Raw genomic sequence first — 15,572 nt, 5'->3', positions numbered from 1 at the left:
CACGTCCGGGCGGCCGGCGTCGTATTCGTCGAACACCAGCGCGACGTTGTTCTGGAGCGCCCACGGCAGGATGCCGTCACGGAACTCGGTGACCTGCTTGCCGTCGCGGACCACGATCGAATCCTTGCCGACGAGGTCGATACGGCTGATGTGGCTGTCGAGGTTGACGCGCACGCAGGGCCAGTTGAGGCGGGCGGCGACCTGCTCGATATGGGTGGATTTGCCGGTGCCGTGATAGCCGGTCACCATCACGCGGCGATTGCGCGCGAAGCCGGCGAGAATGGCGAGCGTGGTGGCGCGGTCGAAACGGTAATCGGCGTCGACTTCGGGCACATGAGGATCGACTTCGGAATAGGCCGGCACTTCGAGATCGCTGTCGATCCCGAACACCTGGCGCACCGACACCTTCATGTCGGGCAAACCGGAAACTTCCTCAACTTTGGACATGGCGGCGGTCGTCATCAATCCTCCGAGGTCCCGGGCGGTCCCGAAACCGGTTATTTGCACGTTGGCTGCGGCTGGGTGCGTCTGCGAACCTATCAGAGACAAGGGGCCGGCAGAAGCCCGCCCGCCAATCAAAGTTCCGTTGTCTTTTCATTTAGATAGGCAAGGAACGCAGTTTTTGGAGGGCTGCCTTGCGAATCGCGCTCGAATTTCGCTTCGGGCCGACCGCCTCCGGGCCTGCGGCACTTTTACCGCCTCCGGATACTTATGTAAGGTCTGAACCCGAAAGCCCCTGCCCACCACAGAGACGACGTGACGTCCTTTCTCGATCCCCTCATATCCTTCGTTTCGGCCCATGCGTGGCTGGCCTACCTGACCCTGTTCCTGGCAGCGCTTCTCGAAGCCGTTCCGGTGGTGGGATCGGTGATCCCGGGCTCGACCATCATCCTGGCTCTGAGCGCACTGGTTCCCGGCGGGGACCTGAAGCTTCCATTCGTGCTGCTGGCCGCTGGGATCGGCGCCGTCCTGGGTGACGGCTCGGCCTATTGGCTTGGGCACCGGCGCCAGCGCGAGATCCTCAACACCTGGCCGCTGACCAACTATCCGCGCGTCATCGAGGAGAGCGAGACCTTCTTCCACCGTTTCGGCACCTGGGCGGTGTTCTTCGCCCGTTTCGTGCCGCCGATCCGCGCCTTCGTCCCGATCACGGCCGGTGCGCTCGGCATGACGCCGGCAAGGTTCTACGCCGTCAACATCCCCGCGATCCTGCTGTGGGCGCCGGCGCATGTCCTGCCGGGCGTGCTGGCGGTATCGGCCTTTCACGAATATTTCGGGGTGCCGCACCACGGCCATCCGGGCAAGCACATCTGGATTCTGACGGTGATTGCCGTCGCGATCATCGGCGGTCTTGGCCTCTGGTACTATCGCCGCCGCCAGAACGTCGGCGCTGTCGCGGCGGCCAAGCCGCGGGCTTGATCCTCTCGCCAAGCACTCCGTCCTCATCCTGAGGAGCCCGCGAAACGCGGGCGTCTCGAAGGATGGCTGCGGGCGTCGACTGCTCGCCGCTGGAGACCGTCAGCGGCGATGAGCGAGAGATGCCGCGGCATGGGTCCTGGCTTGCGCCAGGACGACGGCGGAAAATGGCGCACTCCCGGTTCTTCTAACCCGCGCTCCCTGCCCTTCGTCCGGGCGCCGGTCCCACATACCTTGCCCGCGGCCTGATCAGCTTGCCGAACTGCAGCTGTTCACTCGCATGCGCGATCCAGCCGACGCTGCGGGCCATCGCGAACAGCGCGAGCTCGCTGCCCGCCGGCAGGCGCAACGCGTGCACGAGCACGGCGAGCGCATAGTCGATATTGACGAATTCGCCGGTCGCTTCCGCGATCCGCTCCGGCACTTCCCTGGTGAATTTGCGAGGCGCTCCGGCGCGGGCCAGCGCATTCAGCAGCGACTGCGCGCGTGGATCGCCGCGCTTATAGACGCCGTGTCCGAAGCCGGCAAAGCGCTCGCCGAGCGCGACCCGCTCGCGGACCATCGGCTCGACGTCACGGTCGACCAGCGTCCTGACCAGTTGCGAAGCCAGCACGCCGGCGCCGCCATGCTTGGGGCCTTTCAGCGCGGCAAGACCGGCGATGACGGAATCGTAGAGATTGAGGCCGGTCGACGCCGCGCAGCGCGCCGTGAAGGTCGATGCGTTCAGTTCGTGGTCGGCGAGCAGAACCAGCGCGCGGCGGATCAGGTCGGGCGCATGCTTGTTGTCGGGCGCCCAGGCCTTCGCGATGTCCTGATGCAGCGGCTCGGCCGACGGCTCGGCATTGAGCATGGTCGAAACCAGGAGACGAACGATGCGTGCACCGACCAGCGCGCGGCCGTCGGGCGCGCGGGTGAAGGCGCGGGGATCGGCGCTGGCCGCGAGCGCGAGCACCGCGATGGCGCGATCGATCGGCGCGGCCCGGCGCGCGGCCTGCGCGATCGCGCGCATCTCGTCGGAGAGCTCGGGCTGATTGTCCGGCGCGAACGGATCGACGCCGGAGACGTCCCACAGCAACGTCGCGGCGTGCTCCAGCGTGTCGTGTTCGGCGAGGTCGACGCAATTGACGCCGCGGTAGATCGCGCCGTCCTCGGTGATGGTCGAGATCTCCGTGTCCATCACCGGCAAGTCGGCATCGAAGCTGCGCAGGCCGCGCGGCTCCGGCGACGGCACCCGGCGCTCCTTCAGCGCGCGGACGTCCTCGGCGCGGTAACGGTTTCTGCGCGAGTCCGGCGTCGGCTCGGAGCGGATCAGGCCGCGGCTGACATAGGCGTAGAGCGTGGCCGGCGAGATCGCGAGTTCGGCGGCGGCCTCCCGGGCCGAGAGATAGAGCTCGCTGGAATTATTCATATTGATTTATGTAATCAAGATTGATCAATCTGTCGAGTGGCCCGATTTTCTCCTGGTGAACAGGAGATTTGGGCCATGAACATCCACCTCACCAAAAGCCAGATCGGGCTGGACGGCGTTCCCGCAGCCGAGACGGTGCTGAGCCATGTCGACGGCGAGCGCGGCGAACTGATCATCGCGGGCGAGCATGTCGGCCGGCTGGCCGCCCAATCGAGCTTCGAGGGCGTTACCGCGCGGCTCTGGAACGGCGCCAGCGGCAGCACGCTGAGCGAAGCCAATGTCCGGGCCAGCCTGGGCGCTGCGCGCGAGCTCGCCTTCGCCCGGCTGCAGGACCTTCTGCCGGCAACGCGCGGCATGGGCATCGTCGACGGCTTTCGCGCCGCTGTCGCCGGGCTGCGCGCGGAGAATGGCCTGGAGCACGAGGCCACCATCGTGGGCGCGTTCCCGGTGATCGCAGGCGCCCTGGTCCGGCGCGCGAGAGGTCTTGATCCGCTGTCACCGGACCCGAATGCGAGCCATGCCGCCGATACGCTCCGGATGCTGCGCGGCGCCGCACCGGAGCCGCGCGAGGTCGCCGCGCTCGATGCCTATTTCGTCACGGTCTGCGATCACGGCATGAACGCCTCGACCTTCACCACGCGCGTGGTGGCTTCGACGCAAGCGGACCTCTTCGCCGCCGTCACCGCCGGCTATTGCGCGCTGACCGGCCCCCTGCATGGCGGCGCACCGGAGCCGGTGCTGGAGATGCTCGATGCGATCGGCTCGCGCGAGCGGATCCAGCCATGGGTCGACGCGGCGCTTGCGCGCGGCGAACGGCTGATGGGTTTCGGCCATCGCGTCTACCGGGTGCGCGACCCGCGCGCCGACGTGCTCAAGGCCGCGATCGAACGGTTGTCCGCGGACGGCGCCGACCTGCCCTTCGCCGGCGAGGTCGAGGCCTATATCCGCGCCGCGCTGCGCAGGAAGAACCCGGAGCGGCCGCTGGAAACGAATGTCGAGTTCTTCACCGCGATCCTGCTCGACGCACTCGCGATTCCCCGCCAGGCCTTCACGCCGATCTTCGCGGTGGCGCGCGCCGCCGGGTGGACCGCGCATGCGCGCGAGCAGCAGCGGACCGGACGGCTGATCCGGCCGAGCTCGTCCTATGTGGGGGCGATGCCGAAGGGGTGAGGAATTAGCGTTGATACGCGGTTGTTGTGCCCCTCTCCCCTCGCGGGAGAGGGCATCTCCGCTCGCAGACACAAGCGCGCTGAGGTGAGGGGTATCTCTCCGCTCGCAGCCTCCCGCAATAGCGTTTGCTGCAACAACCCCTGATCCGGCGCTTCGCGCCACCTTCTCCGCAAGGGCAGAAGGGAAGAAAAGCGAGCGAGGGCTTACGCCTCCCGCACCACCGTCTTCAGGTAGTTGTACGCCTTGATGATCTCGATCAGGCGGTCTTCGGTCGAGCGGTCGCCGCCATTGGCGTCGGGGTGGTGCTGCTTCACCAGCGCCTTGTACTTGGTCTTGACGTCGGCGAGCGTCGAATCGGGGCCGAGGCCCATCACCTGGAGCGCCTTGCGCTCGGCATTCATCACCTTGCGCGTCTCGGCCTTGGGCTGGGCCTCCGGGCCCTTGCGCCAGCTTGCGCGGCCGTTGATCTCCGAGAACATGCTGAACGGATCGAAGGCGCCGTCGATCTCGGCTTCCGCGCCCTTCTTGACTCCGCCATTGGCGCCCATCTTCCAGGTCGGACGATGGCCGGTCAGCGCATCCTTCTGATAGCGCGCGACGGCATCGGCATTCATGCCGGAGAAGAAATTGTAGTTCTGGTTGTACTCGCGCACGTGGTCCAGGCAGAAGTGCCAGTACTCACGCTGGTTCTCGCGGCCCTTGGGCGCGCGGTGCGCGCCCTTGTTCTGGCATCCGGCCCATTCGCAGGCGACCACGGTGTCGCGCGGCTTCACCTCGGGCTGCTTGCCCCGCGGCTTGACGCGAATGGAGTCGAAGAACTTCGATGAATCGATTGGCATGGCAGACTTTGACTACGCAATGCGAAAACCTTCAAGTCTTGACATTGCAATTAGCTGAGACCCGGCTGCGATGACCTGAGCCCCCGGGCATTGACGGAGTGTGATCGCGCACATTAATGGCACTCATGGTTATGAAAGACACTATCAGCAACAAGTTGCAGGAAGCTTTCACGCCGGAAAGCCTGCAGGTCGTCGACGAGTCACATTTACATGAGGGCCATGCCGGCCATCGGCCGAGCGGCGAGACGCATTTTCGCGTTTATATCGTGTCTCCGGCCTTCAAAGGGAAGAGCCGGCTCGATCGCCACCGCATGATAAATTCGGCGCTCGCCGCGGAACTTTCAGGCAGCGTGCACGCGCTGGCGATCCACGCGCAGGCGCCGGGAGAAGGTTGAGGCGCGACCAGCCGGCCGCCGGCTGCGCTTCCTCCCCTCATCCTGGGGAGCGCGCCTTGCGGCGATTCTCGTCATGAGGGTCGGCGGACACGCACGACACTAGAACGACGTCCCCGCCCGCCGCGGCTTGGCTTCTTCCAGCTCCGCCTCGCGCGGCACCGGTGAAATACGGAGCGCGGTGATGCGGTTGCGCTCGCGGCGCAGCACGCGGAAGCGGAAGCCGTGGAAGGTGAAACTCTGGCCGCGGTCGGGGATCGAGCGCGCCTCATGAATGACGAGGCCGGCGACCGTGGTTGCCTCCCCGTCAGGCAGGTGCCAGTCCATGGCGCGGTTGAGATCGCGGATCGGCACCGAGCCGTCGACCACGACCGAGCCGTCCGGCTGGGCGCGAACGCCCGCGACCACCACGTCGTGCTCGTCGGAGATGTCACCGACAATCTCTTCCAGAATGTCTTCCAGCGTCACAAGACCTTCAACCTCGCCATACTCGTCGACGACGAGCGCGAAGTGGGTCTTGCGGCGGCGGAACGCCTTGAGCTGCTCGGACACCGTCCGCATCTCCGGCACGAACCAGGGCGGCAGCGCGATGGTCGAGACGTCGATGCGCGAGGTGTCGCCGTCCGCGGCCCGGATCGCGCGCAGCAGATCCTTGGCGTGGAGCACGCCGATGATGTTTTCCGGCTTTTCGCGCCAGAGCGGGATGCGGGTGTATTCGGTCGCCAGCACCTCGCGCACCAGTTCCTCCGGCGGCAGGTCGGCGTTGATCATCATCATCTCGGTGCGATGGATCATGACGTCCGAGACCTGGAGCTCGCGCAGATCGAGCAGGCCGCCGAGCATGTCGCGGTCCTGCTTCTCGAACTTGCCCTCGTGATGGAGCAGGTCGACGGCGCCGCGCAGGCGCTCGGTCGGCGACAGGATCGCCTGATGCTCGCCGGCAAGGCCGAACAGCCGCATCAGCAGCCGCACGATGACTTCCACCACCCTGAGCAGCGGCCCCAGCACGTACATGGTCAGCCGCATGGGACGGGCGACCGCGAGCGCGATCCGGTCGGGCGCGTTGATCGCGATGGTCTTCGGCAGCACCTCCGCGAAGATCACCACCAGCGCGGTCATGACGCCGGTCGCATAGAGCACGCCGACATCGCCGAACCAGGCCGTGAAGATGGCGGTCGCGAGCGCCGATGCGCCGATATTGGCGATGTTGTTGCCGAGCAGCAGCGCACCGATCAGGCGCTCGCGGATGTCGAGCAACTCGGAGACGACGTCGGCGTCGCGATTGCCCTGCTTGGAGAGCCGCAGCATGCTGGCGCGCGAGGCGCCGGTCAGCGCGGTCTCGCTCGCGGCGAAGAACGCCGAGACCAGCAGGCAGACGACGACGATGGAGAATCCGAGCCAGTCCATGCACCACTCAACAGCCGCTGAAAGCCCATTCCGACGGTATCGGAAGAAACCTTACATTCTCGTCTCGACGCGAACCCTTATCCGCTTCGCGTGACGCCCAGCCGCGCCTCATGCCTTCTGCGCGAGCTTCTCCTCGAGGAAATCGCGCACGGGGGCCGGCTCGACGTCCTTCGCGATCACGGCGCGTCCCACGGCCTCCAGCAGGATGAAGGTCAGCCTGCCGCGCTTGACCTTCTTGTCCTGCGCCATCAGGGCCATCAGCGCGTCGGCGTCGGCAAGACCTTCCTGGGCGAAACCCGCGATGTCCTGCAGGCGCGTCGGCAGGCCCGCTTCGACGAGGTGCCGCTCGACCCGCGCCGCATCGGCTTCGCCGATCATGCCGAGCTTCGCCGAGAACTGCGCCGCCAGCGTCATGCCGATGGCGACGCCCTCGCCGTGGAACAGGCGGTCGGAAAAGCCGGTCGCCGCTTCCAGGGCGTGACCGAAGGTGTGGCCGAGATTGAGCAGCGCGCGCTCGCCGGTTTCGCGCTCGTCGCGCGAGACGACGCCGGCCTTGGCGCGGCAAGAGGTCGCAATCGCGTGCTCGCGGGCCGAACCGCCCTTGAAGATGTCGGCGTGATTCTTCTCCAGCCAGGCGAAGAAGGCCTCGTCGCCCAGCACGCCGTATTTGGCGACCTCGGCATAGCCGGCGCGGAATTGCCGCGGCGACAGCGTGTCGAGCACGGCGGTGTCGGCGATCACCAGCACCGGCTGGTGGAACGCGCCGAGCAGGTTCTTGCCCTGCGGCGAATTGATGCCGGTCTTGCCGCCGACGGATGAATCGACCTGCGCCAGCAGCGAGGTCGGCACCTGCACGAAATCGACGCCGCGGCGCAGGATCGCCGCCGCGAAGCCGGCGAGATCGCCGACCACGCCGCCGCCGAGCGCGATGACGAGATCGTTACGCTCGATCTTCGCGGCGATCAGCGCTTCGCTGACCTTCTCGAGCCCGGCATAGGTCTTCGAGATCTCGCCTTCCTCGACCACGATGAGCGACGTCGGGATGCCGGCCGCGGCAAGCGAAGCCTCGGCCGGTTCGAGCCAGTGCTTGGCGACGGTGCGGTCCGTCACGATCGCCGTGCGCACGCCGGGACGCAGACGCGCGACGCGTTCGCCGAGCGAGGTCAGCACGCCGCGGCCGATGACGATGTCATAGGCGCGATCGCCGAGCGCGACGTCGACGTTCACGGGATCGGAATGTTTCAAAGGCGCAGTCATCGAACGGCACTCGCGACGTCGGCTGAAGGTGGGACGGCCTGTTCGCCGCAAAGATGCGCGCGCAGCGTCTCGATGGTCTCCTCGACGATCTTGTCGTGCGGCACGTCGCGCGAGGCGATGGTGAGGTCGGCATGGCCATAGACCGGCTCGCGCTCGGTGAGCAGCCGCGCCACGGTTCCTTCGGGATCGGCGGTCTGGAGCAGCGGGCGATCGGCACGCCGGCGCACGCGCCGCATGATGACGTCGTGCTCCGCCTTGAGCCAGATCGAGATCGCTTTCGCGGCGATGCGCCCGCGCGTCTCCTCGCGCATGAAGGCGCCGCCGCCGGTCGCCAGCACCAGGGGGCCGCCTTCGAGCAGCCGGGCGATCACCCGCGCCTCGCCGTCGCGGAAATGCGGCTCGCCATGGCGCTCGAAAATCTCCGGGATGGTCATGCCGGCGGCAGCCTCGATCTCGGTATCCGCGTCGACGAAGGGCAGCTTGAGCCGCGCCGCCATGCGGCGGCCGATGGTGGATTTGCCCACCCCCATCATGCCGACGAGCACGATCGAGCGCGCCCCGAGCGCCGACAGGATGTCGGTCTCAGGCGAAGCTGGTATCGGCAACGCGGCGTCGGACATGGATCTCGCTCAATCTGCCGCCAAAGGCGGCACGCTTCGGCCACCTATACGACCCCCTCGGGGCCCTCGCCAGAGGACTCTTGCCACGAAACGGCGAACATGTTGGATGATTCCATTGGTTAATTTGGACGCCCGAGACCTCTTCCGATGCCCAGCCTGTTCCGCTTCCTGACGGTCGTCGCCGTGCTCGCCGGCATCGTCTATGGCGTGGTGTTCGCGCTGGCGAATTTCGTCAGCCCGAAGTCGCGGGAAATGACGGTCACGATCCCCCCTGACAAATTTCTCAAGAAATAGCGGCTAGGCTGCGGGCATGCCGTCCAAGCCCTCAGACACCAAGCTCACCGGCCTGTTCCTCGACATGCTTGCCGCGGAACAGGGCGCCGGCGCCAACACGCTCGATGCCTACCGGCGCGACCTCACCGATTTCTCGGACTTCCTGACGAGCACCGGCCAGACATTCGTCGACGCCGAGACGCAGAGCCTGCGCGACTATCTCGCCGACCTCGACACGCGCGGCTTCAAATCGTCCAGCGTCGCCCGCAGGCTGTCGGCGATGCGGCATCTGTTCCGCTTTCTGCTCAACGAGCGCATCCGCGGCGATGACCCCGCGGCGATCCTGTCCGGCCCCAAGCGCGGCCGCGGCTTGCCGAAGGTGCTGTCGATATCCGACGTCGACCGCATGCTCCGGCGTGCCAAGGAATTGGGCGAAGCGGCGGACGCATCGCCCTCGAAGCGGCTGCGGAGCCTGCGGCTCTATTGCCTGCTCGAAGTGCTCTACGCCACGGGTCTGCGCGTCTCCGAGTTGGTGGCGCTGCCGCGCTCGGCGGCCAAGCGCGATGCCCGCATGATCGTGGTGCGCGGCAAAGGCAACAAGGAACGCCTGGTGCCGCTCAACGACGCCTCGCGGAAGGCAATGGCCGATTATCTCGCGGCCACCGAAGCCGCCAGATCGGACAAGAAGAACGGCCTCGCGGCCTCGAAATGGCTCTTCCCCTCGTTCGGCGAAAGCGGACATCTGACGCGCCAGCATTTCGCCCGCGACCTCAAGGAACTCGCGGTCGCCTCCGGCCTGCAGGCCCGGCTGGTTTCTCCGCACGTGCTGCGCCACGCCTTCGCCAGCCACCTGCTGCACAACGGCGCCGACTTGCGCATCGTGCAGACGCTGCTCGGCCACACCGACATCTCCACCACCCAGATCTACACCCATGTGGTCGAGGAGCGCCTGAAGAGCTTGGTGCGCGACCTGCACCCGCTGGCGGAGACCTGAGGCCTCTCCCGCAAGCGGGAGAGGTGCACCAACCGCCTTGACTTCGGCCACATCTCCGCAGAAAGAGCCGTGGCCTCACGCATGATTTGGCGAGCCGCCTTGGAGCGCACAAGCCAACTCATTGAAGAAGCTACACTTCTTTCCACGCTCTCAAATCCGTTTCGCCTCTTCGCCCCGTCCTCCCTATATTGAGTTGATGCCAGACCAGATGCGCAGCTATCTCGACTTCGAAAAGCCCGTCGCCGAGCTCGACTCCAAGGTCGACGAGCTGCGTACGCTCGCCGCCACCGGCACCGACATCTCCGACGAGATCGGGCGGATCGAGGACAAGGCGGCGCAGGCGCTGGCCGACCTCTATCTGAACCTGACGCCCTGGCAGAAGACGCTGGTCGCGCGCCATCCGCAGCGGCCGCATTTCAACGACTTCATCAAAGGGCTGATCACCGAATTCACCCCGCTCGCCGGCGACCGCAAGTTCGGCGAGGACGAGGCACTGGTCGCGGGCTTCGGCCGTTTCCGCGGCGAGGCGATCTGCGTGATGGGCCAGGAAAAGGGCGATTCCACCGAGAGCCGCATCAAGCATAATTTCGGCATGGCGCGCCCCGAAGGCTATCGCAAATGCGTGCGGCTGATGGAGATGGCCGAGCGGTTCGGCCTGCCGGTGCTGTCGCTGGCCGATTCCGCCGGCGCCTATCCCGGCATCGGCGCCGAGGAGCGCGGCCAGGCCGAGGCGATCGCGCGCTCGACCGACGCCTGCATGGCGCTGACCGTGCCGAACGTCGCCATCATCACCGGCGAGGGCATGTCCGGCGGCGCCATCGCCATCACCACCGCCAACAAGGTGCTGATGCTGGAGCACGCGATCTACAGCGTGATCTCGCCGGAGGCCGCCTCCTCCATCCTCTGGCGCGACGGCAGCAAGGCGCAGGAAGCCGCCAACAACATGAAGATCACCGCCCAGGACATGCTGCGGTTCGGGGTGATCGACAGCATCCTCAAGGAACCGGTCGGCGGTGCGCACCGCGACCCCGCCGCGATGATCGCCACCACGGGTGAGGCCATCGCCAAGGCCTTCGAGGAACTGCGCGGGCTGGATGGCGATGCGATCCGCAAGCAACGGCGGCAGAAATTCCTCGATATCGGCCGCAAACTCGGCTGATTCACTGCGGTTTCGGCGGCGGGGGTATCGCCACGGGCGCTGCCCGGAGGCGCGGGCCCCATCCCGCCCCCGACGGACGGGCGGGCCCAGGGCCCCGGTAACTCCGCATTAACCCTTTTTTTGCCCAAATCAGCGATCTCACTCCCTATTTGGCCGAAAGGCCCCAGTAAGGACCAAGTTTAGTCTTCGTTGACCATGCCGCTGGGCCAACGCGCTCGTGATCCCCGCTCGGGTTGCGACCACATGACCCAGAGGTTAGAATTTTAATCAATGGCTTCAGGGCATAAGCGCTGGGGCTTGGTCTCGAAAGCGCCCGTTACGACGGGTCCGGATCTCCGGTCGGGCCATGCTCCATGGAGTTGGGGTTTCGCGCGACTTGTCCGGCACGGTGTGGGGTCCATCTTGATTCATCGCTCGCTTGCTCGCGCGCTCTTGGTTTCGGTTGCGCTCACGGCCAGCGTCTTGCTCGCCGGCTGCGATACCGACCAGGTGTCGCTGGCGACCAACGCCAAGGCCAACCAGCCGGTCTCGCCGAAGCTCGTCGCCGCCATGGGCGAGAAGGACATGGACCTGCAGTCGCCGATCCTGGTCCGCCTGTTCAAGCAGGAAGCGGAGCTTGAGATCTGGAAGCAGACCCGCAACGGCCAGTTCGCGCTGCTCAAGACCTATCCGATCTGCCGCTGGTCCGGCGATCTCGGCCCGAAGGTACGCGAAGGCGACCGCCAGGCGCCCGAAGGATTCTACTCGATCAACCCGGGCCAGATGAATCCGCAGTCGGCCTATTATCTCTCCTTCAACACCGGCTTCCCGAACGCGTTCGACAAGGCGCTCGGCCGCACCGGCTCGCAATTGATGGTGCATGGCGATTGCTCCTCGCGCGGCTGCTACGCGATGACGGACGAGCAGATCGCCGAGATCTATTCGCTCGGCCGCGAGTCCTTCTTCGGCGGCCAGAAGGCGTTCCAGTTCCAGGCCTATCCGTTCCGGATGACGCCGGCGAACATGGCCAAGCACCGCAACAACCCGAACATGCCGTTCTGGAAGATGATCAAGGAAGGCTATGATCATTTCGAGGTGACGCGGCAGGAGCCGAAGGTTGATTTCTGCGAGAAGAAGTACGTCTTCGACGCGGCGAAGCCGGCGGATGCCAAGCGCGATCCCGTGTTCGACGCCTCCGCCAAGTGCCCGGCCTATGTGATCCCCGAGGACATCGCCAGCGCCGTGCGCGAGAAGCAGGCGAAGGACGAGGCCGAATACGCCAAGCTCGTCGCCAAGGGCACGCCGGTCGCGCGCATGAACACCGGCATCGACGGCGGCATGAACAAGATCTTCGCCGCCAAGATTCCGGAAGGCTCGACCGGCCTGTCGGAAGGCGCCGAGGGCTCGACGCTGCAGATGCTGGCGATGTCGAAGGCGCCGGGCACGATCCCCGGCACCGTCAATCCGCCGAAGCCGAACCTTGAGCCGGTCACCGCCGGCGCTCCGAGCCAGGAGCCGGTCGTCGCCGTCAGCGCGCCCGCCGCGACCACCCGCGTCGCTTCGGCCGCCCCGCCCGAGAAGTCCGGCGGCTTCTTCTCCAATCTCGGCCGCAAGATGGGCATGAGCGCCGCCGACACGACGGCGACCACCTCGGCGCCGCCTCAGGCCACCGCGTCGGTCGCCCCGGCCGCGGCCCCCGCAACGCCGCCCTCGACCGCCTCAAAGCTGAAGGCCGCGGTCACGAAGCTCATCCCCGGTCACGACAAGTCGAAGGACAAGCCGGTCGTGGCCGCCAAACCGGCCGAGCCGGCAAAGCCCGCCGAGACAAAGCTGGCCGCAACCCGCCCGGCACTGAAGCCGTCGGTGAACGACGGTGCGGGTGACAGCGCCCAGATGACGGGCGCAGCGCCTGTGGTGTCGTCGAACTCGTTCGACAGCCGGTTCGGCGCGGTGAAGTAGCGCGGCCGGCGCAGCCAGCCAAACGAAGACATTGTTCCGGCGACGCGGCGGGAGCCGCGCACAAGCCACAGGCGCGCACCACGCGCAAAGCCGTCATCGCCGAATTGAATCGGGCGATCCGGCATTCCAGACCGATGTAATTGAAGCAAGATGCCTTGTCATTGAAGCAAGATGCCTTGGCCTCTCGGGCTTCCCGATCAAGCCAGGCAAAGACAGGCGCTGAGGCGCGCGCTTCGCGCCTCACCCGTCGCTTCAGGCCTTACCCATACCGTCCGTGGCAGTGCTTGTACTTCTTGCCGCTGCCGCAGGGGCAGTCCTCGTTGCGGCCGACCTTGCCCCAGCTCGCGGGGTTCTTCGGATCGCGCGGCCCGGAGTCGGAGGCCTGCGGGGCAAGCGTGACGCTGGCGAGGGCCATTTCGTCTTCGCCGGTGTTCGGGTCGAACTTGTGCGCTTCCATCGGCGGCAGCACCGGCGCTTCCTGCTCCGGCGGGATGATCTCGACCCTCATCAGCTGCGCCGTGACGGCCTCGCGCAGATGCGCGCTCATCTCCTGGAAGAGGTTGAAGGCCTCGGTCTTGTACTCCTGCAGCGGATCGCGCTGGCCATAGCCGCGCAGGCCGATCACCTGGCGCAGATGGTCGAGCATGACCAGGTGCTCGCGCCAGAGATGGTCGAGCGTCTGCAGCAGGATGGTCTTCTCGACGTAGCGCATCACGTCCGGACCCCACTGCGCGACCTTGGCCGCCATGTGCTCGTCGGCACGGGTCTCGATGCGGTTGAGGAGCTCCTCGTCGGCGATGCCCTCTTCCTTGGCCCAGTCCTCGACCGGCAGGTCGAGGTCGAGCACGCGCTTCAATTCGTCCTTGAGGCCGGCGACGTCCCACTGCTCGGCATAGACATGCTCGGGCACGTGCTTGGCGACGAGGTCGTCGATGAAGGCGTGGCGCATGTCGGTGACGGTTTCAGCGACGCTCTCGTCCTTCATCAGCTCGACGCGCTGGTCGAAGATCACCTTGCGCTGGTCGTTCTGGACGTTGTCGAACTTGAGCAGGTTCTTGCGGATGTCGAAGTTGCGGGCCTCGACCTTCTGCTGCGCCTTCTCGAGCGCCTTGTTGATCCAGGGATGGATGATCGCCTCGCCCTCTTTCAGGCCGAGACGCTGCAGCATGCTGTCGAGACGATCCGAGCCGAAGATGCGCATCAGGTCGTCTTCCAGCGACAGGAAGAACTTCGAACGGCCGGGGTCGCCCTGGCGGCCGGAGCGGCCACGAAGCTGGTTGTCGATGCGGCGGGATTCGTGCCGCTCGGAGCCGATGATGTAGAGGCCGCCGGGCTTCTTGACGGTCTTGGCGGCCTTCGAGCCCTTCGCCGGCTCGATCTCGACGGTCTCCTCGGCCATCAGCACGATGTCACGGAAGTGCTCGATGTCGGCCTTGATCTGCTCGATCTTCTTGGCCTTCTCGGCCTCATCCTCGATGCCGGCGGTCTCCTGCTGGATACGCATCTCCAGCGAGCCGCCGAGCTTGATGTCGGTGCCGCGGCCGGCCATGTTGGTGGCGATCGTGATCGCGCCGGGGACGCCGGCTTCGGCGACGATATAGGCTTCCTGCTCGTGGAAGCGCGCGTTCAGCACCGCGAACAGCTTGGCCGGCTTGCCGGCGCGGGCAGCGGCATACAGCTTGTCGAGCGCATGCTCCTTGCCGAAATCGATCTGCTTGTAGCCGTTCTGCTTGAGAAATTCGGCGAGCACTTCCGACTTCTCGATCGACGCCGTGCCGACCAGCACCGGCTGCAATCGCGCGTTGGCGCGCTCGATCTCGGCGAGGATCGCGACGTATTTTTCCTTCTGCGTCCGGTAGACCTCGTCGTCCTCGTCGAGGCGCGAGATCGCCAGATTGGTCGGGATTTCCAGCACCTCGAGCTTGTAGATGTCGAACAGCTCGTCCGCTTCGGTCGCGGCCGTGCCGGTCATGCCGGCGAGCTTCTCGTACATGCGGAAGTAATTCTGGAACGTGATCGAGGCGAGCGTCTGGTTCTCGGGCTGGACCTGGACGTGCTCCTTGGCTTCGAGCGCCTGGTGCAGGCCTTCCGAATAGCGCCGGCCGGGCATCATGCGGCCCGTGAACTCGTCGATGATCACCACCTCGCCGTCGCGGACGATGTAGTCCTTGTCGCGGGTGAACAGGGTGTGGGCGCGCAGCGCCTGGTTGATGTGGTGCACGACGGAGACGTTCTCGACGTCGTAGAGCGACTCGCCCTTGAGCTGGCCGGCCTCGCGCAGCAGCGTCTCGATCTTCTCCATGCCGCCTTCGGTGAGCGTCACGGTGCGCTGCTTCTCGTCGACCTCGTAGTCGGCCTTGTCGAGCTTGGGCAGGAAGGAATCGATCGTGTTGTAGAAATCGGAACGGTCGTCGAGCGGGCCGGAGATGATCAGCGGCGTGCGCGCTTCGTCGATCAGGATGGAGTCGACCTCGTCGACGATCGCGAAGAAATGCGGCCGCTGGACCATGTCCTCCAGCCGGTACTTCATGTTGTCGCGCAGATAGTCGAAGCCGTATTCGTTGTTGGTGCCGTAGGTCACGTCGGCGGCGTAGGACTGCTTGCGCTGCGTATCGTCGAGGCCATGCACGATAATGCCGACCGTCAGGCCCAGGAACTTGAAGATCTGGCCCATCCACTCGCTGTCGCGCTTGGCGAGG

The 15,572-nt window shown here is 66.0% G+C and carries 14 protein-coding genes; 7 read left to right on the top strand and 7 right to left on the bottom strand.

What is annotated here, in order from left to right:
• Positions 1–462: AAA family ATPase (locus tag QM712_RS34815; protein WP_415027684.1), on the bottom strand; the 462-nt coding region annotated here is incomplete at its 3' end.
• A gap of 294 nt (positions 463–756) precedes the next feature.
• Here QM712_RS34815 and QM712_RS34810 point away from each other — a divergent pair.
• The gene (locus QM712_RS34810) at positions 757–1,419 is read left to right on the top strand and encodes a DedA family protein (protein ID WP_415027683.1); all 663 of its coding nucleotides are present in this window, start codon (positions 757–759) and stop codon (positions 1,417–1,419) included.
• 184 nt (positions 1,420–1,603) lie between these two features.
• Here QM712_RS34810 and QM712_RS34805 read toward each other — a convergent pair whose 3' ends face one another.
• Positions 1,604–2,824: a citrate/2-methylcitrate synthase gene (locus QM712_RS34805; RefSeq protein ID WP_415027682.1), complete on the bottom strand. Its 1,221-nt coding sequence runs from the start codon at positions 2,822–2,824 to the stop codon at positions 1,604–1,606.
• A 75-nt stretch (positions 2,825–2,899) separates the two neighbouring features.
• Between QM712_RS34805 and QM712_RS34800 the strand changes: the two genes are divergently transcribed.
• A complete protein-coding gene (locus QM712_RS34800) occupies positions 2,900–3,994 on the top strand; it encodes a citrate synthase/methylcitrate synthase (RefSeq protein ID WP_415027681.1) in 1,095 nt (364 codons plus the stop codon).
• Between the two features lie 203 nt (positions 3,995–4,197).
• Here QM712_RS34800 and QM712_RS34795 read toward each other — a convergent pair whose 3' ends face one another.
• The gene (locus tag QM712_RS34795; protein ID WP_415027680.1) at positions 4,198–4,833 is read right to left on the bottom strand and encodes a J domain-containing protein; all 636 of its coding nucleotides are present in this window, start codon (positions 4,831–4,833) and stop codon (positions 4,198–4,200) included.
• Between the two features lie 116 nt (positions 4,834–4,949).
• Between QM712_RS34795 and QM712_RS34790 the strand changes: the two genes are divergently transcribed.
• The gene (locus QM712_RS34790; RefSeq protein ID WP_415027679.1) at positions 4,950–5,228 is read left to right on the top strand and encodes a BolA family protein; all 279 of its coding nucleotides are present in this window, start codon (positions 4,950–4,952) and stop codon (positions 5,226–5,228) included.
• Between the two features lie 99 nt (positions 5,229–5,327).
• On the opposite strand, the gene QM712_RS34785 is transcribed toward QM712_RS34790, so the two are convergent.
• The 3 genes from QM712_RS34785 to QM712_RS34775 all read right to left on the bottom strand — a co-directional run bounded on the left by QM712_RS34785 (position 5,328) and on the right by QM712_RS34775 (position 8,509).
• A complete protein-coding gene (locus QM712_RS34785) occupies positions 5,328–6,632 on the bottom strand; it encodes an HlyC/CorC family transporter (RefSeq protein WP_415027678.1) in 1,305 nt (434 codons plus the stop codon).
• A gap of 108 nt (positions 6,633–6,740) precedes the next feature.
• Positions 6,741–7,889 (bottom strand): 3-dehydroquinate synthase, encoded by a 1,149-nt coding sequence (aroB, locus tag QM712_RS34780; protein WP_415027677.1) that lies wholly within the window; start codon positions 7,887–7,889, stop codon positions 6,741–6,743.
• Positions 7,886–8,509 (bottom strand): shikimate kinase, encoded by a 624-nt coding sequence (locus tag QM712_RS34775; RefSeq protein ID WP_415027676.1) that lies wholly within the window; start codon positions 8,507–8,509, stop codon positions 7,886–7,888. The genes aroB and QM712_RS34775 overlap by 4 nt, the downstream gene beginning before the upstream one ends.
• Positions 8,510–8,656: 147 nt before the next feature.
• Here QM712_RS34775 and QM712_RS34770 point away from each other — a divergent pair, with 147 nt between their 5' ends.
• The 4 genes from QM712_RS34770 (at position 8,657) to QM712_RS34755 (ending at position 12,873) form a co-directional block, all read left to right on the top strand.
• Positions 8,657–8,803: a hypothetical protein gene (locus QM712_RS34770; protein WP_035730492.1), complete on the top strand. Its 147-nt coding sequence runs from the start codon at positions 8,657–8,659 to the stop codon at positions 8,801–8,803.
• A 16-nt stretch (positions 8,804–8,819) separates the two neighbouring features.
• Entirely contained in the window at positions 8,820–9,776 is a 957-nt protein-coding gene (xerD, locus tag QM712_RS34765; RefSeq protein WP_415027675.1) for a site-specific tyrosine recombinase XerD, read from the top strand.
• 196 nt (positions 9,777–9,972) lie between these two features.
• The gene (locus QM712_RS34760) at positions 9,973–10,935 is read left to right on the top strand and encodes an acetyl-CoA carboxylase carboxyltransferase subunit alpha (protein ID WP_415027674.1); all 963 of its coding nucleotides are present in this window, start codon (positions 9,973–9,975) and stop codon (positions 10,933–10,935) included.
• Between the two features lie 402 nt (positions 10,936–11,337).
• Complete coding sequence (locus QM712_RS34755) at positions 11,338–12,873, top strand: L,D-transpeptidase family protein (RefSeq protein WP_415027673.1); 1,536 nt, start codon at positions 11,338–11,340, stop codon at positions 12,871–12,873.
• 259 nt (positions 12,874–13,132) lie between these two features.
• Here the strand turns inward: QM712_RS34755 and secA are convergent.
• A partial coding sequence (gene secA / locus QM712_RS34750; protein ID WP_415027672.1) for a preprotein translocase subunit SecA occupies positions 13,133–15,572 on the bottom strand: 2,440 nt, incomplete at its 5' end.

This window comes from Bradyrhizobium sp. (assembly GCF_047605465.1).
In the GTDB taxonomy this organism is placed as follows: domain Bacteria; phylum Pseudomonadota; class Alphaproteobacteria; order Rhizobiales; family Xanthobacteraceae; genus Bradyrhizobium.
Note: the sequence above shows the minus strand (reverse complement) of the source record. Positions and strands in the feature narration are given on the sequence as shown.

Coding starts and splice junctions, on each gene's coding strand:
- QM712_RS34805 (WP_415027682.1), bottom strand. CDS start 2,824: ATGAATAATTCCAGCGAGCTCTATCTCTCGGCCCGGGAGGCCGCCGCC.
- QM712_RS34800 (WP_415027681.1), top strand. CDS start 2,900: ATGAACATCCACCTCACCAAAAGCCAGATCGGGCTGGACGGCGTTCCC.
- QM712_RS34795 (WP_415027680.1), bottom strand. CDS start 4,833: ATGCCAATCGATTCATCGAAGTTCTTCGACTCCATTCGCGTCAAGCCG.
- QM712_RS34790 (WP_415027679.1), top strand. CDS start 4,950: ATGGCACTCATGGTTATGAAAGACACTATCAGCAACAAGTTGCAGGAA.
- QM712_RS34785 (WP_415027678.1), bottom strand. CDS start 6,632: ATGGACTGGCTCGGATTCTCCATCGTCGTCGTCTGCCTGCTGGTCTCG.
- aroB (WP_415027677.1), bottom strand. CDS start 7,889: ATGACTGCGCCTTTGAAACATTCCGATCCCGTGAACGTCGACGTCGCG.
- QM712_RS34775 (WP_415027676.1), bottom strand. CDS start 8,509: ATGTCCGACGCCGCGTTGCCGATACCAGCTTCGCCTGAGACCGACATC.
- QM712_RS34770 (WP_035730492.1), top strand. CDS start 8,657: ATGCCCAGCCTGTTCCGCTTCCTGACGGTCGTCGCCGTGCTCGCCGGC.
- xerD (WP_415027675.1), top strand. CDS start 8,820: ATGCCGTCCAAGCCCTCAGACACCAAGCTCACCGGCCTGTTCCTCGAC.
- QM712_RS34760 (WP_415027674.1), top strand. CDS start 9,973: ATGCCAGACCAGATGCGCAGCTATCTCGACTTCGAAAAGCCCGTCGCC.